Genomic DNA, 20,442 nt, shown 5'->3' with positions numbered 1-20,442 from the left:
TTGGGATACCTTAGGTTCCACATAAGGAGGAAAAGAATATGCGTTTTGATGAAGCTTATTCAGGTAAAGTATTTATTAAAAGTCATCCGAGTTTTGAAGAGGCAGAAGCTGTTATTTACGGGATGCCAATGGATTGGACTGTAAGTTATCGTCCAGGTTCTCGCTTCGGCCCTGCACGTATTCGTGAAGTATCAATTGGACTAGAAGAATACAGTCCATATTTAGATCGTGAACTAGAAGAAGTAAAATATTTTGATGCTGGTGATATTCCACTACCATTTGGAAATCCACAGCGCAGCATAGACATGATTGAAGAATATGTAACAAAACTATTAGATGCCGGTAAGTTTCCACTAGGTCTTGGTGGTGAGCACCTAGTGTCTTGGCCAGTTTTTAAGGCAATGGCAAAAAAATATCCGGACTTAGCAATCATTCATATGGATGCTCATACTGACTTACGTGAGTCCTATGAAGGGGAGCCTTTATCCCATGCGACGCCAATTCGCAAAGTATGTGATTTAATTGGGCCGGAAAACGTATATTCTTTCGGAATTCGTTCTGGTATGAAAGAAGAATTTGAATGGGTAAAAGAAGTGGGCATGAACTTATATAAATTTGAAGTGTTAGAGCCATTAAAGAAAGTATTGCCAAAACTTGCAGGACGCCCAGTCTATGTCACAATCGACATCGACGTATTGGATCCAGCACATGCACCTGGCACAGGAACGTTAGAAGCTGGCGGTATCACATCTAAAGAATTATTAGATTCCATCGTAGCAATTGCAAATTCAGATATAAAAGTAGTTGGAGCTGACCTAGTCGAAGTAGCCCCAGTCTACGACCATAGTGACCAAACCCCAATCGCAGCAAGTAAATTCGTGCGGGAAATGCTACTTGGTTGGGTAAAATAAAAGCGGAGCCGATCACAAATTCAGACATCGGCGATTCGACACATAATATCGACCGCTCTTCAAATTTTGACAATGATTATAAGTTATATGAAAAAAGAGCGAGTTCACGCAGGGAACTCGCTCTTTTTTATGCGACTTTTTCTTTTGAAGAAATTCCGCGGATTTCATCAGCGGTACGGATTGGGTATTTACGGAAGACAAGCGTTCCGATATAACCGATAATTGTGGTAACAATCCCACATAATATAGCGGCGATTGTAACTTTTATTGCATCGTTAAATCCAAAAAGAACAAGAAGTCCTGGAATTGGTGATGCGGTACCAGGTGCATTATTTACGAGTTGAAATAAAGATGTGATAATACCAGCTAATGCACCGCCGACAAAGTTTGTCGTATAGATTGGAATCGGATTGGCAGCGACAATATCAGCTTGTGTCAATGGTTCAATAGCGACAGCAATCGTATCTTTTTTGGAACTAATCTTTAAACGTTTAAAGAAAATAAAGTTCAGTGGAGCTGAAGCTGCTACGGCAAGACTCCCAATCGCCATTGGTAAGCCTGTTAACTGAAGCATAGCAGTTAAAGCCATGGAGCTTAATGGAGATGTAGAGATAACTGTGATGAGCCCACCAAGCATAACGCCCATAATAATTGGGTTTTCTGTAGTTGCAATCGAAATAATAGAACCAATTTTCCCAAGTGTTGCATTTACAACAGGGTCTATAAACATAGCCATACCGCGTGATAGCGGTGCCGCAATAAATAAAATTGCTAAAAATTCAACGCCAGCTGGTAACCTTTTTTCAAGGAACTTTACAATAAAGGCGCAAACATATCCGGCGAAAAATCCGGGTAAAATACCGAATCCGCTAGTAGCAATACCGATTAATACAGCATATACAGGAGATACACCAATTGCTAATGCGACTAAAATGGCCGATGCAACACCGCTCATACCACCAGATGCCTTTCCGACAGCAAATAAAAATTCGCTATGAAACATTTCGCCACCAATATAACGGTGAAATGCTTCAATGAGAAAGCTGGCAATTGCGGCATTTGCTAAAGCTCCCATCGCTTTCATTCCGTAAGGAGCGCGGTAGCTAAAAAGTGTAAATAGAAAAAGTACAACAAGTAATAGTGCTAAACCTTGTAAGATAGCCATTTAAAAACTGTCTCCTTTGATTTTTGTTATAAAAATTTGTATTATTCAATAATAATACAAAAGAGGATGAAACGGAAAAATTTTTTATTAGGAAAATACTGCAAAGTGAGTCAATCTTACGCTCATGTAAGATAAATGTAATGCATTTCAATAGAGTATAGTATACCCTTTTCTTTATAATACAGATATAAGAAATTTAGACAGGAGGCGCATCTATGAAGCTGGCAATGAAAGTGATAGCAGTTTTTGCTATTATTTTAGGTGGAACAGCATATTATTTACAAACAAAAACAGAAGGCGTGGATGCCTTTGTAGACAACTTCTTTTCAAATAAAGAAATACAAGATTATTATGCGGTGATCAATAAAGGTGAGAAAAAAGGTGATGAGTATTTATATACTCTTAAAGGATATACAGAAGATGGGAAACAACAAATGATTAAAAAGATGGTGAACCGTCAATTACAGGAAGGGACTTTTATAAAAATTTACGCAAAAGGTATACAAGGAAAAGGCTGGGCAGAAGTACCAAAGGAATCGATTCCACCAAAAGCGTTGCAAAAGATAGAAAAATCATAAAAGGAGCGAAGGGGTTCGCTCCTTTACTAATGCGTTAAAATCGTAATCGACGAACTTGTTTTATGCGAAATCATTTTTACCCGGCCACCAATCGGAAAAGTAAAAATAGGAGTTGTATGTCCAAAGTTAGCGTTAGCAATGACAGGAATATGTGTGAGTTCAGGTTTTGAGTCAATCATTTCTTGAATGTCCTCCATAGTGGAAGCTGCTCCTTTTTGCATTCTTCCTAATACAATGCCTTTTATATGTTCAAATCCAGGCTGCTGGATGAGAGAGTGTAAATAGCGATTGAAAGTTTGAATGGTAGATTTACCTGTTAAATCATCTTCTTCAAGGAACAAAATTTTATCACATAAGCTTGGCATATATGGCGTGCCTTGCAATAAATTAAAAGTGCTCATATTTCCGCCAACAATCTCGCCAGTACTTTCACCCTCATGTATGGAAATATATCCTTCGTTACTCATAAATTCTCGCTGCTCTTGGTCGATATACCATAGGTCATCGCTCCAAGTTTTAGAAGGGACTATTTCTATTGCATCATTAGTAGTCAGACACTTTAAAAAGTAATCTATCGTATAGTCGAGCCCATGTTTCATTCCAAATGATGAAAAATGTGGGCCTGAATATGTAACTAAACCTGTTTTTTTATAAATTGCATTACTTAAAGCGGTAATATCAGAGTAACCACAAAGAATTTTCGGGTTTTGACGAATGTAATCATAATCGAGATATTTCAATAAACCATTAGAGTTATATCCCCCAAGTGTTGTTAAAATAGCTTTTACATTCGGATCAGAGAATGCTTCATGCAGGTCTTGAACTCTTGAAGAAATAGAAGAGGAAGCGAATCGATCTATCTCTTCAGCATGTTTCGAGAATGTAACTTGAAAGCCCATATCTGTTAATCTTTCAATTGCGAGATTACGGTTGTAATGCGAAACGATACTTAAGCTACATGAAGGTGAAATGACTCGGATTTCATCACCTTGCTTTAATTTTTGTGGAAACATGTTTTTCGCTCCTTAAATGATAGAATATTTAGATTTAATGATTATTTTAACATATAAAGGAAACAAAGGATGAATTATTTTACGAAAAGGAGTTTTCCTGATTTTTCAGCAGACAGATATGGGTTTTTTTTGATATGATAGGAAAAGTGAATTATTTTAATATCTATAATAATGTTGAAAGGTGTGCAAGACGTGGAAAAACAACTTGCAGGCTTGCCGGTGGATGTTCATTTCGTCACAGAAATCCGTGAAGGGGCACGTAAGGAAACCGTTGCTTTTCAGGCAAATGGTCAATACTATGTAAAAGGTGAAAGTACATATGTAACATTCCAGGAGCCAAATGAACAAGGCGAAGTGAGGACGATAATTAAAATTCAAGATGGACAAGTGCTCATTATGAGGTCAGGTGTCGTTTCAATGCGTCAGACGCATGTAAAGGGTGAATGGACAACTGGTACATATAAGAGTGAACTTGGCACGTTTGCATTGCAAACAAAAACAGATAATGTTCTTTTTAAATGGTCGGATGAAAAGAAAAAAGGACAGCTCTTTTTAGCGTACGCATTGCTTCTAAGTGAACAAGAAGCTGGCAGATATACAATTACGATTAATTTAAAGGAGGCAAAATAATGAACTCTTTAGAACAAGTAAAAGAATTGATTAAAGAAGAAATTAAAGCTGCTGTATTAAAAGCAGAATTAGCAACAGAAGAACAAATTCCAAATGTTATATTGGAAACTCCAAAGGATAAAACACACGGTGACTTCTCTACAAATATGGCAATGCAGTTAGCGCGCGTTGCGAAAAAAGCTCCTCGTATGATTGCAGAAGAGTTAATTACAAACTTTAATAAGGAAAAAGCCTCTATTGAAAAAATTGAAATCGCTGGGCCTGGTTTTATTAACTTCCACATGGATAACAGTTATTTAACAGATTTAATTCCAACGATTGTAAAAGCTGGTGAAGCTTACGGTGAAACAAACACTGGTAAAGGTGAAAAAATTCAAGTTGAGTTCGTATCTGCAAATCCAACAGGAGATCTTCACTTAGGACATGCGCGCGGAGCAGCAGTCGGTGACACTTTATGTAACGTATTGGCAAAAGCAGGATACGACGTATCTCGTGAGTACTACATTAACGATGCAGGCAACCAAATTCACAATCTAGCTCTTTCAGTTGAAGCACGTTATATGCAAGCATTAGGTTTAGAGAAAGAAATGCCAGAAGATGGATATCACGGTGCGGATATTATGGAAATCGGAAAGCGTTTGGCTGAAGAATTTGGCGATCGCTATGTAAAGGCTGATGAAAAAGAAAGCTATGAATTCTACCGTCAATACGGTTTAAAATATGAATTAGCGAAACTTCAAAAAGACTTAGATAGCTTCCGTGTGAAGTTTGATGTATGGTTCTCTGAGACATCATTATATAAAAACGGTAAAATTGACGCAGCACTTGCTGTATTAAAAGAGCGTAATGAAATCTTTGAAGAAGGTGGGGCAACTTGGTTCCGCTCAACAGCTTACGGTGATGACAAAGACCGTGTATTAATTAAAAAAGATGGTTCTTACACATACTTAACACCAGATATTGCGTATCACCGCGATAAATTAGAGCGTGGATTTGATAAACTGATTAATATTTGGGGTGCGGATCATCATGGTTACATTCCTCGTATGAAAGCTGCAATTCAAGCGCTTGGCTATGAGAAAGAAACACTTGAAGTAGAAATTATCCAAATGGTACAACTATACCAAAATGGTGAAAAAGTGAAGATGAGTAAGCGTACAGGTAAAGCAGTTACCCTTCGTGAACTTATGGAAGAAGTAGGCGTGGACGCAATGCGTTACTTCTTTGCAATGCGCAGCGGTGATTCTCATTTAGACTTTGATATGGATTTAGCTGTATCAAAATCAAATGAAAACCCAGTATACTATGCACAATATGCTCACGCGCGCGTATGCAGCATCCTTCGTCAAGGAGAAGAGCTTGGATTACATGCAGGTGGAGATGTAAACTATAAACTGGTTGCTTCTGAAAAAGAAATTGACTTACTGAAAAAACTTGGTGAATTCCCAGCAGCAGTTGCAGAAGCAGCACAAAAACGTCTACCGCACCGTATTACAAGCTATGCATTTGAATTAGCAGCAGCCCTTCATAGCTTCTACAATGCAGAAAAAGTATTAAATCAAGATAACTTAGAATTAAGTAAAGCTCGTTATGAATTAATGAAAGCAGTGCGCATTACACTTCAAAATGCATTAGCATTAGTAGGAGTATCAGCACCAGAAAAAATGTAATAAAGAAAAGCAAAAAAAGGCAATCACACCATATTGTGATCGCCTTTTTTTTCATTGAATTGTATAAGTAACAGAAAAACTAATAGGGCTATAATAAGTAGATGGTGCATGATATTGTACGTACATATTTCCATCTGTTTGCGCAGTGAAAATGCGGCTGTAACCATCAAAGTAGTGTCCGATTAGATTATGATTTGCATCATAAACGCTATAACTAGGAGTCTTACTATTAGGATGGATTGTGAGCTCCTGTCCTTTTTTTAGAAAAATAGCCTCTTTTTCAGAGCTAGTACTTGGTTGAAGAGCATAGAACTTTGTAAAGCTTTGTTCTTGTGTAGCTGCTGCTACCTTTGTTTTAGGGATGACAGCAGTAGCTCCTGTAATTCCAGCAAGTGTTAATGCACCAGCAATAATCATGTTTTTCATAATAGAAATGCCTCCTTTTAGGTGTAATCATTTATGTTACAACTAATATTTTACATGAAGAAAACAGGGAGTGAATATGCTTTTATGCATATTTATTTTTTCTCAATAAAAAACCACCGAATAATCGGTGGTTTGACGATTAAGCTGCTTTTTGCTCTGTTTGCACATTCGTATTTTGAATTGAGTTATAAACACCAGTACCAATGACTTCTAATGCCATTTTCATACGTTCTGGTGAGATGTTTTCTAGTACATTATCTTGAGGCGTATGGTATACTTTCTCAATATGATAGATTAATGGATCCCAGCTATCGACGCCCATCCAAATAAATAATGCAGAAGGAATACCAACCTCAGCAAATGGAACATGGTCGCTTGAACCGAACTTTCCTTGAAGAACAAGGTCATTATTTAGCTCCTTACTAGCTTGTAATGCAGCATTCGTTACAAGATTTGTTGAACCATCAAGAGTCATAGCATATAAGTTCTTAGCCTTCTCATAGTTTGTAGCAACCATGTCAGCATTGAACACACCTAAAATACGATCGCGTTCTTTCTGCGATAAGTTTTGTACATAATGATCGGATCCTAGTAATCCTCTTTCTTCTGAGCCGAAAGCAATGAACCGAATTTCCTTATCTGTTTCTACATTTTGAAAAGCACGAGCTAACTCTAATACTAATCCTGTTCCAGAAGCATTATCATTTGCCCCAGGTGCTCCTACGACACTATCATAGTGAGAGCTTATAATGACAGCTTTTTCATTTCCAGTACTCTTTTGTGGTTTCTTTTTTGCGATAACATTTACAGATTGTAGATTTGTCTCATGTCTTGCTTTTAAAGAGAGCGTTATCGTTTTGTTTGTCGCAAGTTCTTCTTTAAATGCATTCCCTTGTGCATAAGCAAGACCAAATACAGGAATGGATTGTTTTTTTGTTAACTGTGGATTAAAAGTTTGCCCATAATTTCCGCGACCGCCAATTAGGCTATATAATAGGACACCTTTAGCTCCCTTTGCTACAGCATTTTCGACTTGTTTGTTATAGTCTGTTACCGTGTTACCTCGTTCAAATAAAACAATCTTTCCGTTTACCTCATTTGGAATATCATTTAAATTTGTTCCACCTTGTACAAAAATGAGAGAAGCAGTAACAGGGTTACTAGAAATAAGCGCATTTGAGGCAGCCCCAGCTTGCCAACTTTTTGATTGTGATAATGATGAGTCTATAAAGCCTACATATTGATCGGGTACAGAGAAAGGCTGATATTCTACCTCATATCCTAGTGATTGTAGTTTCATTCCAACATAACGGGAAGCCCATTGTTCTGATTTTGTTCCACCAGGGCGCGGACCGATGGTTTCGGATAAGAATCGGACGTGTTCGATGGCGCGATTTGCATCAACTTGTTGGGTAATAGGTGGAGTTTTTATAGTTTCTGGTGGGGTATCAGCCTTTGCTTGTCCGATTGGAGCGAGGCTAATAGCGAGTGTAGCAGCAAGCAAAGAGCTTACTATTTTTTTCTTTAGTAATCTTTTCATATTTTTCTCTCCCATTCTTCTAATCTTTATGACTGACAAAAGAAGATGGCTAGTACTCCGTATTTTATTATAAAATTTCTGTATTTTCAATTATTTCCATTTGAGAAATAGGGTAGAACGATAAAATATGTATATTTACATATTTTTGATAAGGATATGTATGTTATCATTCTAACTGAAGGCTCGCTTTCTCTTTGAAAGCCCCTAAATTGCATGGATCTAGTGTACCCAAACTTTAGATTATGTAGAGAAAAGAGATCCCATTTAGGATTTCTTTTTCTTATTGCTTGAACCTTATGAAGGTGATAATCATGTTTTCGCATTCCATGATTATCATCAGTGATATATGTAAGGCATCCATATGAAAAAAGAGGCTGTTCAAGATTTGAACAGCCTCGCCCCGTTTAAAAAGGTGATTCTGAAAAAGAATCACCTTTTTATTTTAGTCTTGTAATTGTGTTAAAATAATTGGTTCACCACGTGTAACAATAATGGTATGTTCGCATTGTGCAACAAGACTTTTATCTGGTGTAATGAATGTCCAACCATCATCACCGCGTTCGATAATATGATCAGCTTTCATAGAAATGAATGGTTCCACAGCAATAACAAGTCCGTCTTTTAAAAGTGCATTATCCATTGGATCATAGTAATTTAAAATGTGATTTGGTGCCTCATGAAGACTAAGTCCGATACCGTGTCCAGTTAAGTTTTGAATAACGTTATATCCGTTTTTATGTGCAAAGTTGGAAACTGCACGACCAATTTGATTTTGTTTTGAACCAGCTTTCACCTTTTTCATAGCTGCCCAAAATGCATCTACTGCTGCTTGGCAAAGCTTTTCTTTTTCTTCATCTGTTCCAAGGACAAATGAAATGCCTGTATCCGCATAATAACCATCGAGTGCAGCAGATACATCTACGTTTACTAAATCGCCTTCTTTTAATACACGATCTCCTGGGATACCATGGGCAACTTCTTCATTTACACTAATGCACGTTACACCTGGGAAATCGTATTCTTTTTCAGGTGCAGAAATAGCACCGTGTTCATCTAATACTTTTTTACCAATTAAATCAAGTTCTTTCGTTGTCATACCCGGCTTCGCTTGCTTTTTCATTTCCTCGCGTGCAAGCGCAACAATACGGCCGATTTTTCGTAAACCTTCTAAATCTTGTTCATTACGAATAATCATGAAAACCACTGTCCTTCCTCGAATGTATCTTACCCGATTGTATCATGTTTATTTTTGTCCTGCTACTTGTGTGCAATATACAGGGGTGATTCTGCTCATAGAGAATATGTGACAATTGTCATGTGCAAGTCATGACGCATCATACTGTTTTCTTAGTTTTCCAATTTATACAATATAAACATAAGAAGTAACGGGGGTAGAGAGATGGAAAAGATTATTGAAGTAAATAATGTTTCAAAAATATTTAAATATAAAAAAGCAGTAGATAACGTTTCGTTTCATGTGGAGAAAGGACAGATTGTCGCATTGCTTGGTCCGAATGGTGCGGGGAAAACAACAACCATTTCTATGATGCTTGGATTAAAAGAGCCATCAAAAGGAAATGTGTCCCTATTTGGAAAGAGTCCGAAACATCAAAGTGTTCGAAATCGCCTCGGTGCAATGCTACAAGGGGTTAGTGTGATTGATAGTGTAACAGTGGAAGAAGCAATTGAATTATTTCGTAGTTATTATACAAGCCCGATTGCAAAAGAAACATTACTGCGACTATCGAACTTAGAGTCAGAGAGAAAACAACGATGTGAGAAATTATCAGGTGGACAAAAGAGAAGGTTAAATTTTGCCCTTGCACTTGCAGGGAACCCAGAATTGCTATTTTTAGATGAGCCTACTGTAGGTATGGATATTACATCGAGGAAACATTTTTGGGAAACAATTCGAAAACTAGCAAGTGAAGGAAAAACAATTATTTTAACAACACATTATTTAGAAGAGGCGGATGCTTTAGCTAATCGAATTTTGTTGTTTGCAAATGGAAAAATCATTGCTGATGGAACACCAGAAGAAATGAAAGCAACCATTTCACAAAAAACGATTTCTTTTTCTATGAAGGAGAAAATCCCAACAGCTTTATTGAAGGAATTACCACATGTTACGGGTGTGCAGTTTCATAATCAGCGCATCATTTTAACAACAGATGATATAGACGATACATTGCGGGCCATTTTTCAAAAGAGTTTACCTGTTAAAGATATCGCAGTGGAACGTGGAAGTCTTGATGAGGCTTTTGAACAGTTTGTTGCAAATCAGAAGGAGGGAATTGTATGAGAGCGATATGGATGCAGTGTAAAATAGAGATTTTCCGTACGTTTCGTAATAAACTATTTATCTTTTTCTCTTTATTAATGCCAGTTATGTTTTATTACATTTTTACAAATGTTATTCAGGTGCCACAAAACGGAGATGCTTGGAAAGCGCATTATTTAATTTCGATGGCAGCCTTCAGTATTGTAGGAACTGCACTTTTTAGTTTCGGTGTAAGGCTATCACAGGAAAAGGGACAAGGCTGGACTCATCTTTTAAAAGTTACTCCCCTCCCGGAAGGAGTATATTTAACAGCTAAAGTTATTGCTCAAACAGCAGTAAATGCTTTTTCTATCCTAGTTATTTTTATCGTAGGCAAGGTGATGAATCATGTAGATTTAACATTGGGACAATGGGTCGGTGCTGGATTGTGGCTTTTATTAGGGGTTACTCCATTTTTAGCGCTTGGAACAATTATTGGATCTATTAAGAAAGCGGATGCCGCTTCAGGGCTTGCTAATATTTTAAATATGAGTTTAGCGGTGCTAGGCGGTTTATGGATGCCGATTGAAGTATTTCCAAAAGTATTACGATCGATTGGTGAATGGACACCAACATATCATTTTGGAAGTGGAGCATGGGATATTGTAGCTGGTAAGTCTATATCGTTGGAAAGTTTCGTAATTTTAGGAGGTTATTTCCTTGTTTTTGTTGTAATATCAATATATATAAGAAAAAGACAGGAAGCGGTATAGAGTGATAGAGAAGAAGCAGTTTGAAATATTTCCAAAAAATATGGGTTTTTTCCCGTACGTCTGGCTTGTCTATTTAGCATTTCCGATTTATTCACTATCTCAACAGACTGGTTGGAAGTTAGTAATAGGATCCGGTATGCTAGTTGTTTTTGTTCTAGCATACCGGCAACTTTATTTTGTAAAAAGAACATTTATAGTATGGGCATGCTTTCAAATGTTTATTGCGTTTTATTTAGGGATTTTTTATAGCCCCTATCTTATTTTTTTATGCTTTTTTACAGCAAATGCAATCGCATTTGCACCAACAAAAAGATCCTTTCGCGTATTGTTTTCTTTATTAGTGTTAACTGTTGTTGCTTTTATATTAACGTTTAGTCAAATTTTTTCAGTCAACTCTTTTTTAAGTGGAGTACCGATGTTTATTTTAATGCTTATGATGCCATTTGCGATGCGTAATTTTAATCAGAAAAGGATGCTAAAGAATCAATTGAATGAAGCAAATGAACAGATTAAAGAGTTAGTAAAACGCGAAGAGCGCCAACGAATTGCAAGGGATCTCCACGATACGTTAGGACATACATTATCTCTTATTACTTTAAAAAGTCAGCTCGCTGAGAAGTTAATTGTAAAGAATCCAGAGCGTGCTAGCATAGAAGTAAAGGAAATTACACAAACATCGCGAACAGCCTTAAAGCAACTTCGTGAACTCATTGCTGATATGCGAATGATTACCGTAGAAGAAGAGTTAGAACAAATCAAGATGATTTTACACGCTGCTAATATTTCATTAGCAGTGAATCAGCAGGTGAGTTTTCATTCCTTATCACCGCTTGAACAAAATATTGTAGGAATGTGCCTGCGTGAAGCCATAACGAATGTTGTGAAACATAGTAAGGCGACATCATGCGAAGTGTCTTTATGTGAAACACAAGGAAAACTGATTTTGCAGGTGAAAGATAACGGAGTAGGTTTCCAAAAACGAAGTCATGATGGAAATGGGATTTTGGGAATGAAAGAGCGGCTTGCGCTTATTGATGGTTCATTGGAACTAAAGGAACTGCAGCAAGGAACGATGTTAATGGTGACCGTTCCTATTGTAATTAGAATAGGAAAAGATGGGGTGAGAGCATGATTCGAATTATCCTTGCTGAGGATCAACGAATGCTGCGCGGCGCATTGGGGGCGTTGCTTGATTTAGAAGACGATATGGAAGTGGTTGGACAAGCGGAAAATGGAGAAGAGGCTTTCACATTAATTGAAAAGCTACAACCGGATGTTAGTATCATGGATATTGAAATGCCGATTCAAAGTGGATTGGATGTTGCTGAAACATTGCAGAAGAAGAAATCATCATGCAAAGTAATGATTTTAACAACATTTGCACGTCCTGGTTACTTTGAAAGAGCGATGAAAGCTGGTGTGCATGGATACTTATTGAAAGATAGCCCGAGCGAAGAATTAGCGGAAGCCATTCGCAATGTGATGAAAGGAAAACGCGAAATTTCTCCAGAGCTCATGTTTGGATTATGGCAAGAACAAAATCCATTATCAGATCGCGAGAGGGAAGTCCTGTTATTAGCAAAAGAAGGAAAGACAACAAATGACATTGCAAAGGCACTGTATCTTTCTCCTGGTACAGTAAGAAACTATATTTCAGAAGTATTAACGAAGCTTAATGCGAAAAATAGAATTGAAGCCATTACAATTGCAGAAGAAAAAGGATGGATATGAAAAAGGAAGTTTACTAATTACATGTTGGTAAACTTCTTTTTTTATAGACGGCCGTTTTAGTAAAATATTTGAATTTATTATGATGTAATGTAGATTTTATTTCATTTTTCGACAAAAAATTTGTTATAGTAAAATGAGATTGTTGATTTTAGGTGATTTTACCGCGAACAGTTGTAATTACTCCATTGCCTGAATCTCTTATCGTGCTTATATGTTTGTATAAGGCGTACTTCATTTCTTTATCTGTAGGTTGAAAATCTCCATATTTTAGTAGTGACCTGTTCTGTTGAACTTTAGCCTCATTTATTTTACCTTTCAAATACTTTTGGCAATATTTTCGTTTATATTATTTTGAGACTTGTTAACTTTTTAATGGTCAAACTAGGCTGAGTAATTTTTATTGGGATTTTGGGTGGGGATTACTTCCATTGATAATGGAAGAAGTAGACTGAAGACAATGAAAACTCCATGAATTTTCACATGGTTTGAGGAGAATGTTATGAAAAAAATGCCGAATTTTACACATATTATGCATGATTTCATATCAAATAATGTCGAATTAACATTATTGTAGTTGTATGACAACTTAAGAAGAATAGATTGCTGTAATGGGATGGTGAGCAAGCGTGCAAGCAGAAAAGCTAGGAAGTGAAATAAAGAAAATTAGAGTGATGAGGGGTTTAACGCAAAAACAGTTATCTGAAAATATATGTCATCAATCAGAGGTGAGCAGAATTGAATCTGGTGCAGTGTACCCAAGCATGGACATACTGCAAGGAATTGCAGCAAAATTACAAGTTCCAATTACCCATTTTTATGAAGTTCTCGTCTATTCTGATATCGAAAGGAAGAAAAGGTTCAAAGATCAAATTCAGTTGTTGAGTAAGAAAAAACAATATGATGAAATTTATAAAATCGTTTCTAACGAACTTAAAAAGGAAAAGAGTCATCCTGAGTTTAAACAATTTCTTCTTTGGTACTATTATTTATCAGCATATGTTTTAAAGAAAATTAGTTTTGAATATTGTGTATTAGAATTGAAAAATATTATTCATCAGCAATATAGTAGTGTGGATGTATTTCAGAACTTATATATTGAAAATTCAATAGCTAGTATTTATGCAGAAAATGAACAATTGGAAAAAGCGATAACTTTATTTCAAAACATCTTGAAACAACTAGAATCCTTACATAATAACGAGGCATTTATAATTAAGGTGAAATATAACTATGCAAAATCATTATATTTAAGTGATCAATATAATGAGGCTCTTTATCAAGTGAACCAAGCTATTGAGGTTTCATGTAATATCGGTAGTATGATGTTACTGGGGCAATTGTATTATCAAAAAGGGGAATGTTTAGAAAAGTTAGGCTATCCATCAAAGGAAATTGAGGAAGTTTATAATAAAGCGCTATTATTTTTTGAATTATTGGATCTACATTCATATAAAAAGATATTGTTATGTAAGAAGAAATACATAAATAATTAAGTATGGTTAGAATATGCAAAATTGCATGTTTTATGAGGGCGATTTCATGTTATATTTAGGAAAAATAAAACATAGGGTGATAAACATGAAGAAATTTCTTGCTTGTAGTTTAGTAGCAGTAGCAATGCTAGCTGGTGTTGCTTTTGGTGTGGGTCAAGATCAGGCCTTAACAAATCAACAAGAAGAAGTACAGTTAGCTTCAGATTTACCTTTTGAACATTAAAATAAAAACAACTGTCTATATTTTAGACAGTTGTTTTTTTGTAGCAACATTTAGAGATTTTCCTCATTAGCAAGGTTTGAATGTAATGATAGGTGCAGTAATCATTATTTGCGTGCGTTGATATTTTAAGCAATGCTATATAGATGTGATTCTGTTTTTCATTTTTTAATTACAGACGCTTTATAACGTTATCGTGCACGGGATATATGAAAAAACGCATGAAACATTTTTTGTAAGCCCTCCTATAAAAAAAACGCTAATATCGTCCCCAGCAATTCCTTCCCTCTATCAATAAGGGAAAGAGAACTAACATCTTGAAAGGAAAGTAATACGGAAGATTGAATATCTTTGTTAAATTTCTTTTGGATTGCATGTATAAAGTCCTCGTCATACAATAAGCAATTCATCTCATGGTTTATATATAAACTCCTCATATCCACATTGGCAGTTCCAATATCGCATATACGATTATCTATGATAATAATTTTTGCATGGAAGAAACCTTCTTGAAATGCATAAATGTTACACCCAGCTCGCATGAGTTTTCGGCAGTATGGTAATTTTGCTTCTCTTACAAGAGGGTGGTCGGCTTTGTTAGGAACGAGAATGGTAATTTGCACACCTCTTTTTCTCGCTTGTAATAAGGCGTTCATAATTTTTTTACCGGGGATAAAATAAGGTGTTCCAATATAGATTTTTTTATTTGCACTTTCAATTAAATGTAAAAATGTAGACTGTAAATAAGCACCATCTGTCGGGATAAACCGATGAAGAATACTACCTGGTGCTTGTTTTGGAAAATAGATTGTATCCTGTAGTAAATCTTGCTTTGTCTCGTCACGCCAATCATGTAAAAATTGATTTTGTAAATCTTGCACACCCTCTCCTGTAAGTCGCAAATGATAATCGCGCCACAATCCTAATTTAGGATTGTGGCCTAAGTATTCTTCCCCGATATTAAAGCCACCAATATATCCTATTTTCCCATCGATGATTGTGATTTTTCGATGATTTCTTTGATTTGCTGAAAAGAAGAAAAAAGGGAATTTTACTTTGTGGCAAAATGAAAAAGAGACGCCACTGTTTTGTAATGATTGAATAGCTTTTTTTGATAATTGATGACTTCCAATTTGGTCAAGAAGGAGACGCACTTCAACTCCTTGTTTCGCTTTATCACATAGTAATTGTAAAAAGACTTGACTGATTTCATCATTTTTCACAATAAAAAATAAAATATGGATATGGTGCGTTGCTTTTTGAATATCATGAAATAAACTATGATATAAGTCCGTTCCGTATGTATAAAGCTGAAAATTACTACGGCGCAAAGGGAAAGTACGAGGCTTTAGCCGTCTGAGATGAAGGCTTCTGCCATACGAGAGATCGATTGCAATCCAAAGGACAACACTTATTAGTAAAAGAGCTGAAAAAACCATTACCACTCTTCCTTCCTCGCGCTCATTTTTAATGCTTATAGTTTAAACAAAAGAATGGAAAGTGATTCAATCCTAGTTTCTCGTGTTCATTTCTTATAGCTACATGTGATGTAAGAGTATGAAAATAAACAGACCAATGAAAAAAGATGTTGTTGTATAACAAAAAACTGTTGACTGAATGCTCACTCATTATATAATGAGGATAGGGGGTATAATTCAGAAAATTATATATTTTCGAAGATTCAAAAAGAAGTAAGGCTTATAAGGAGAGGGGTAGCATAAAATGAATAGCTTACTAATCGTAAATTGGCTAGCTTCTATTGCGATTATTGCTTATGCGGTATATTTGTTTGTATACCTCATACGAACGAGGATGGCCTATATACAATTAGGAAAAAAAGTAGAGTTTGACCGCCGATTTAAAGAGCGATGGGATATCCTCAAAGTAAATGTCTTTGGGCAAAAAAAATTGCTCAAAGATAAAAAGAGCGGTATTATGCACGTTATGTTTTTTTACGGATTTATTCTTGTCCAATTTGGAGCAATCGACTTCATTTGGAAAGGTCTTGCACCAGGATCACATCTTCCACTAGGACCGCTATACCCTGCATTTACATTCTTCCAAGAAATTGTCACACTTATGATTTTAATCGCAGTTGTTTGGGCTTTTTATAGAAGGTATGTTGAAAAGCTCGTTCGTTTAAAACGAAATTTTAAGTCAGGCCTCGTCCTTATTTTTATTGGAGGCTTAATGCTTTCCGTATTACTTGGTAACGGAGTAGGCATTATTTGGCACGGAGAAGAGCTTTCTTGGAGCGAACCAATTGCTTCTGGAATCGCTTATGTTCTTTCGGGAATAAATGAAACCGCATCCATTTATATATTCTATTTTTCTTGGTGGGTGCATTTACTTATTTTGTTAACATTTTTAGTTTATGTTCCGCAGTCCAAACATGCACATTTAATTGCAGGACCAGTAAATGTGTTTTTTACTCGTCTTACAAATCCGGGAAAACTTGAAAAGATTGATTTTGAAGATGAAACACAAGAAACATTTGGTGTTGGAAAGATTGAAGATTTTCGGCAGACGCAGCTTATCGATTTATATGCGTGTGTAGAGTGCGGACGCTGCACTAACATGTGTCCAGCAACTGGAACTGGGAAAATGTTGTCGCCGATGGATTTAATTGTAAAGCTTCGCGATCATTTAACAGATAAAGGAGCTGCGGTAACCTCAAAAGTACCATGGGTTCCAGCTGTTGCTTTTCATAATACAAAAGGGAATCAATTGGCGCTTAGGGCTGCTAGTAAAGGACAGCAAGAATCAGCAGCTACAGCACCTTTATATGATCCAAGTTTAATTGGAGATGTCATTACAGAAGAAGAAATTTGGGCTTGTACGACGTGCCGTAACTGTGAAGATCAATGTCCGGTCATGAACGAGCATGTTGATAAAATTATTGATTTGCGCCGCTACCTTGTTTTAACAGAAGGAAAGATGGATGCTGAAGCGCAGCGTGCCATGACGAATATTGAGCGGCAAGGAAACCCATGGGGACTAAATCGTAAGGAGCGCGAAACGTGGCGTCAGGGTGACGATGAGGTAACCGTGCCAACTGTGAAAGAGAAAACGAAGGCTGGCGAGGAATTTGAATATTTATTCTGGGTTGGTTCTATGGGATCATATGATAACCGAAGTCAGAAAATTGCGATATCATTCGCGAAATTAATGAATAAAGCGGGCATTTCATTCGCGATCCTTGGAAACAAAGAAAAGAACTCGGGAGACACGCCGCGCCGTCTCGGAAATGAATTTGTATTCCAAGAGATGGCAACGAAAAATATTGCCGAATTCGAGAAATCGGGTGTGAAGAAAATTGTTACGATTGACCCGCACGCTTATAACACATTTAAAAATGAGTATCCAGACTTTGGGTTACAAGCAGAAGTCTATCATCATACAGAACTATTAGCCCAATGGGTGAAAGAAGGGCGCTTAAAACCCATCCATCCAGTTGAAGAGACGATTACGTACCATGATTCTTGTTATTTAGGAAGATATAACGAAGTATATGAAGCGCCGCGCAGCATTTTAAAGGCGATTCCAGGTGTTACTGTTGTAGAAATGGCGCGTAATAGAGAAACAGGAATGTGCTGTGGTGCAGGTGGCGGATTAATGTGGATGGAAGAGACCACAGGCTCACGCATTAACGTGGCTCGTACGGAACAAGCACTTGCTGTGAAACCATCTATTATCGGTACAGGATGTCCGTATTGTTTAACGATGATTAGCGATGGAACGAAAGCGAAGGAAGTTGAAGAACAAGTACAAACATTAGATATAACAGAGATTTTAGAACGGTCTGTTATTGGACCAAAAGTAGAAGCGATGTAACGTAGAAGAATTCATACAACTTTAGATAGAGGTGCAAATTGCACCTCTTCTCAACGCAAAGATATCGAGCGAGCGCTCGGCAGTCAAAAAGAAATGGGGGAATTGAAGTTGGTAAGAACAGTTATTTTAAGTGCCGCAAGAACACCAGTTGGAAAATTTGGCGGAGTATTAAAAGATGTGAAAGCGTCGAAGCTTGGAGGAATTGCCATTCAAGCTGCACTTGAGAGAGCAAATGTGAACAAAGACGATGTAGAAGAAGTGATATTCGGGACGGTTCTGCAAGGAGGACAGGGGCAAATTCCTTCTCGCCAAGCAGCGAGGGAAGCCGGACTTCCTTGGGAGACGCGTACGGAAACAATAAATAAAGTTTGTGCATCAGGTCTTAGAGCTGTGACATTAGCGGATCAAATTATTCGCGCAGGGGATCAAACGTTAATTATAGCGGGCGGAATGGAGTCCATGAGCAACAGTCCGTACATTTTAGAAGGTGCGCGTTGGGGATATCGAATGGGACATAGTCAAGTTGTGGATTTAAATATAGTAGATGGCTTAACATGTTCATTCTCTGGCATCCATATGGGCGTATACGGTGGTGAGGTAGCGAAGGAAGAAGGAATTTCTCGCGAAGCACAAGATGAGTGGGCGTATCGCAGTCATCAACGTGCAATTATGGCACAGAAAGAAGGGAGATTTGACGAGGAAATCGTACCTGTAGCTGTACCGCAGCGCAAAGGTGATCCGATCGTTGTGGCGAAGGACGAGGCGCCACGTGCAGATACAACAATCGAAAAATTAGCTACATTAAAGCCTGTTTTTGATAAGACAGCGGCAGTAACAGCTGGAAATGCACCGGGCCTTAATGATGGCGGGGCGGCGCTTGTATTAATGAGCGAGGACAGAGCGCGGCAAGAAGGCAGAAAGCCAGTAGCGACAATTTTAGCGCATACCGCAATTGCTGTAGAAGCAAAGAATTTTCCGAGAACGCCAGGTTATGCAATAAATGAACTGCTGAAGAAAACTGGAAAAACAGTGGATGATATTGATTTATTTGAGATCAATGAAGCCTTTGCAGCAGTTGCAATTGCGAGTGCAAATATTGCCGGAATTGACCCTGAAAAGATTAATGTAAATGGTGGAGCAGTTGCGATGGGGCATCCGATTGGAGCGAGCGGAGCACGGATTATTGTTACCTTGATTCATGCGTTAAAGCAACGCGGCGGCGGAATTGGAATCGCTTCGATTTGTAGCGGCGGTGGCCAAGGTGACGCAATTATGATTGAAGTTCATTCATAAAAAGGGGGAGAAGAAATGAGTATACAAAAAATTGTGGTAATCGGTGCCGGACAAATGGGATCAGGTATTGCACAGGTGTGTGCAACGGCTGGCTATGAAGTGTTTATGCAAGATGTAAAGCAAGAGCAATTAGAGAGGGGATTCGGTGTAATAACGAGAAATTTAGCGCGCCAAGTAGAAAAGGGACGTATGGATGAAGAGACGAAGGACGCAACATTACGCCGTCTTACAACTATACTTGAATTAGATTGTGTGAAAGAAGCAGATCTTGTGATTGAAGCTGCTGTAGAAAAAATGGATATCAAAAAGAAAATTTTTGCAAATTTAGATGAAATTGCTCCGGAACATACCATTTTAGCGACAAATACTTCTTCATTGCCAATTACCGAAATAGCAGCAACAACAAATCGGCCAGAGAAAGTGATTGGTATGCACTTTATGAATCCTGTACCAGTAATGAAATTAGTGGAGATTATTCGCGGACTTGCAACAGATGATGCCGTGTATAAAGCAATTGAAGATATTACAAAGAAAATTGGGAAAGTGCCCGTTGAAGTAAATGACTTCCCTGGTTTTGTTTCGAATCGTATTTTATTACCGATGATTAATGAAGCAATTTATGCGCTATATGAAGGTGTCGCAACGAAAGAGGCGATTGATGAGGTCATGAAGCTTGGCATGAATCATCCAATGGGACCATTAACATTGGCAGATTTTATCGGCTTAGACACATGCTTATACATTATGGAAGTATTGCATGAGGGCTTAGGAGATAGCAAATATCGTCCATGTCCGCTCTTGCGGAAATATGTAAATGCTGGCTGGCTCGGTCGAAAAACAGGTCGTGGTTTTTACGTATATGAGTAAAGGGGAAGAAAAGGTAGGTCTCCATCTTTTTTCAAAGT

General features: G+C 37.4%; 17 protein-coding genes and 2 pseudogenes. 13 read left to right on the top strand and 6 right to left on the bottom strand.

Annotated features, from left to right (window positions below; translation table 11 throughout):
- The first annotated feature begins 38 nt into the window (after positions 1–38).
- A complete protein-coding gene (speB, locus tag MR059_RS09595; RefSeq protein WP_012096328.1) occupies positions 39–911 on the top strand; it encodes an agmatinase in 873 nt (290 codons plus the stop codon).
- Positions 912–1,038: 127 nt separating this feature from the next.
- Here speB and MR059_RS09590 read toward each other — a convergent pair whose 3' ends face one another.
- Positions 1,039–2,076 (bottom strand): PTS sugar transporter subunit IIC, encoded by a 1,038-nt coding sequence (locus MR059_RS09590; RefSeq protein ID WP_012096327.1) that lies wholly within the window; start codon positions 2,074–2,076, stop codon positions 1,039–1,041.
- Between the two features lie 215 nt (positions 2,077–2,291).
- Between MR059_RS09590 and MR059_RS09585 the strand changes: the two genes are divergently transcribed.
- On the top strand, positions 2,292–2,654 hold the full coding sequence (locus tag MR059_RS09585; RefSeq protein ID WP_012096326.1) for a YxeA family protein: 363 nt from the start codon (positions 2,292–2,294) through the stop codon (positions 2,652–2,654).
- 26 nt (positions 2,655–2,680) lie between these two features.
- On the opposite strand, the gene MR059_RS09580 is transcribed toward MR059_RS09585, so the two are convergent.
- Complete coding sequence (locus MR059_RS09580) at positions 2,681–3,667, bottom strand: S66 family peptidase (protein WP_012096325.1); 987 nt, start codon at positions 3,665–3,667, stop codon at positions 2,681–2,683.
- Between the two features lie 192 nt (positions 3,668–3,859).
- Here MR059_RS09580 and MR059_RS09575 point away from each other — a divergent pair, with 192 nt between their 5' ends.
- Positions 3,860–4,297 (top strand): YwiB family protein, encoded by a 438-nt coding sequence (locus tag MR059_RS09575; RefSeq protein ID WP_041810142.1) that lies wholly within the window; start codon positions 3,860–3,862, stop codon positions 4,295–4,297.
- Complete coding sequence (gene argS / locus MR059_RS09570) at positions 4,297–5,967, top strand: arginine--tRNA ligase (protein ID WP_012096323.1); 1,671 nt, start codon at positions 4,297–4,299, stop codon at positions 5,965–5,967. Before MR059_RS09575 ends, argS begins: the two co-directional genes overlap by 1 nt.
- A 51-nt stretch (positions 5,968–6,018) precedes the next feature.
- Here the strand turns inward: argS and MR059_RS09565 are convergent, their stop codons facing one another.
- The 3 genes and pseudogenes from MR059_RS09565 to map all read right to left on the bottom strand — a co-directional run bounded on the left by MR059_RS09565 (position 6,019) and on the right by map (position 9,174).
- Positions 6,019–6,393: a hypothetical protein gene (locus tag MR059_RS09565; protein ID WP_087095621.1), complete on the bottom strand. Its 375-nt coding sequence runs from the start codon at positions 6,391–6,393 to the stop codon at positions 6,019–6,021.
- 139 nt (positions 6,394–6,532) lie between these two features.
- Entirely contained in the window at positions 6,533–7,933 is a 1,401-nt protein-coding gene (locus tag MR059_RS09560) for a M28 family metallopeptidase (protein ID WP_012096321.1), read from the bottom strand.
- 442 nt (positions 7,934–8,375) lie between these two features.
- Positions 8,376–9,174 (bottom strand): annotated as a pseudogene (gene map / locus MR059_RS09555) (type I methionyl aminopeptidase).
- Between the two features lie 158 nt (positions 9,175–9,332).
- Between map and MR059_RS09550 the strand changes: the two are divergent.
- The 6 genes from MR059_RS09550 to MR059_RS09525 all read left to right on the top strand — a co-directional run bounded on the left by MR059_RS09550 (position 9,333) and on the right by MR059_RS09525 (position 14,413).
- Positions 9,333–10,235, top strand: coding sequence for an ABC transporter ATP-binding protein (locus tag MR059_RS09550; RefSeq protein ID WP_012096319.1), 903 nt, complete (start codon positions 9,333–9,335; stop codon positions 10,233–10,235).
- Entirely contained in the window at positions 10,232–10,966 is a 735-nt protein-coding gene (locus MR059_RS09545; protein ID WP_012096318.1) for an ABC transporter permease, read from the top strand. Before MR059_RS09550 ends, MR059_RS09545 begins: the two co-directional genes overlap by 4 nt.
- Position 10,967: 1 nt before the next feature.
- Positions 10,968–12,098: a sensor histidine kinase gene (locus MR059_RS09540; protein WP_012096317.1), complete on the top strand. Its 1,131-nt coding sequence runs from the start codon at positions 10,968–10,970 to the stop codon at positions 12,096–12,098.
- Complete coding sequence (locus tag MR059_RS09535; protein WP_012096316.1) at positions 12,095–12,697, top strand: response regulator transcription factor; 603 nt, start codon at positions 12,095–12,097, stop codon at positions 12,695–12,697. Before MR059_RS09540 ends, MR059_RS09535 begins: the two co-directional genes overlap by 4 nt.
- Positions 12,698–13,323: 626 nt before the next feature.
- On the top strand, positions 13,324–14,190 hold the full coding sequence (locus tag MR059_RS09530) for a helix-turn-helix domain-containing protein (RefSeq protein WP_012096315.1): 867 nt from the start codon (positions 13,324–13,326) through the stop codon (positions 14,188–14,190).
- A gap of 46 nt (positions 14,191–14,236) precedes the next feature.
- Complete coding sequence (locus MR059_RS09525; protein WP_242161739.1) at positions 14,237–14,413, top strand: quorum-sensing peptide PapR; 177 nt, start codon at positions 14,237–14,239, stop codon at positions 14,411–14,413.
- Between the two features lie 242 nt (positions 14,414–14,655).
- Here MR059_RS09525 and cls read toward each other — a convergent pair whose 3' ends face one another.
- A complete protein-coding gene (gene cls, locus MR059_RS09520; protein WP_012096313.1) occupies positions 14,656–15,849 on the bottom strand; it encodes a cardiolipin synthase in 1,194 nt (397 codons plus the stop codon).
- A 283-nt stretch (positions 15,850–16,132) separates the two neighbouring features.
- Between cls and MR059_RS09515 the strand changes: the two genes are divergently transcribed.
- From MR059_RS09515 to MR059_RS09505, 3 genes and pseudogenes are all read left to right on the top strand, one after another.
- On the top strand, positions 16,133–18,244 hold the full coding sequence (locus tag MR059_RS09515) for a (Fe-S)-binding protein (RefSeq protein ID WP_242161738.1): 2,112 nt from the start codon (positions 16,133–16,135) through the stop codon (positions 18,242–18,244).
- 9 nt (positions 18,245–18,253) lie between these two features.
- Positions 18,254–19,537: pseudogene (locus tag MR059_RS09510) on the top strand (acetyl-CoA C-acetyltransferase).
- Between the two features lie 15 nt (positions 19,538–19,552).
- Positions 19,553–20,404 (top strand): 3-hydroxybutyryl-CoA dehydrogenase, encoded by an 852-nt coding sequence (locus MR059_RS09505; protein ID WP_012096310.1) that lies wholly within the window; start codon positions 19,553–19,555, stop codon positions 20,402–20,404.
- Positions 20,405–20,442: the final 38 nt, after the last annotated feature.

This window comes from Bacillus cereus group sp. BfR-BA-01522, assembly GCF_022662635.1.
In the GTDB taxonomy this organism is placed as follows: domain Bacteria; phylum Bacillota; class Bacilli; order Bacillales; family Bacillaceae_G; genus Bacillus_A; species Bacillus_A cytotoxicus.
Note: the sequence above shows the minus strand (reverse complement) of the source record. Positions and strands in the feature narration are given on the sequence as shown.

What these genes read in the sequence shown, in the direction of transcription:
- MR059_RS09560 (WP_012096321.1), bottom strand. Translation starts at nt 7,933, where the DNA reads ATGAAAAGATTACTAAAGAAAAAAATAGTAAGCTCTTTGCTTGCTGCT.
- MR059_RS09525 (WP_242161739.1), top strand. Translation starts at nt 14,237, where the DNA reads ATGTTATATTTAGGAAAAATAAAACATAGGGTGATAAACATGAAGAAA.
- MR059_RS09550 (WP_012096319.1), top strand. Translation starts at nt 9,333, where the DNA reads ATGGAAAAGATTATTGAAGTAAATAATGTTTCAAAAATATTTAAATAT.
- MR059_RS09585 (WP_012096326.1), top strand. Translation starts at nt 2,292, where the DNA reads ATGAAGCTGGCAATGAAAGTGATAGCAGTTTTTGCTATTATTTTAGGT.
- MR059_RS09590 (WP_012096327.1), bottom strand. Translation starts at nt 2,076, where the DNA reads ATGGCTATCTTACAAGGTTTAGCACTATTACTTGTTGTACTTTTTCTA.
- argS (WP_012096323.1), top strand. Translation starts at nt 4,297, where the DNA reads ATGAACTCTTTAGAACAAGTAAAAGAATTGATTAAAGAAGAAATTAAA.
- MR059_RS09515 (WP_242161738.1), top strand. Translation starts at nt 16,133, where the DNA reads ATGAATAGCTTACTAATCGTAAATTGGCTAGCTTCTATTGCGATTATT.
- MR059_RS09580 (WP_012096325.1), bottom strand. Translation starts at nt 3,667, where the DNA reads ATGTTTCCACAAAAATTAAAGCAAGGTGATGAAATCCGAGTCATTTCA.
- MR059_RS09535 (WP_012096316.1), top strand. Translation starts at nt 12,095, where the DNA reads ATGATTCGAATTATCCTTGCTGAGGATCAACGAATGCTGCGCGGCGCA.
- MR059_RS09565 (WP_087095621.1), bottom strand. Translation starts at nt 6,393, where the DNA reads ATGAAAAACATGATTATTGCTGGTGCATTAACACTTGCTGGAATTACA.
- speB (WP_012096328.1), top strand. Translation starts at nt 39, where the DNA reads ATGCGTTTTGATGAAGCTTATTCAGGTAAAGTATTTATTAAAAGTCAT.
- cls (WP_012096313.1), bottom strand. Translation starts at nt 15,849, where the DNA reads ATGGTTTTTTCAGCTCTTTTACTAATAAGTGTTGTCCTTTGGATTGCA.
- MR059_RS09505 (WP_012096310.1), top strand. Translation starts at nt 19,553, where the DNA reads ATGAGTATACAAAAAATTGTGGTAATCGGTGCCGGACAAATGGGATCA.
- MR059_RS09545 (WP_012096318.1), top strand. Translation starts at nt 10,232, where the DNA reads ATGAGAGCGATATGGATGCAGTGTAAAATAGAGATTTTCCGTACGTTT.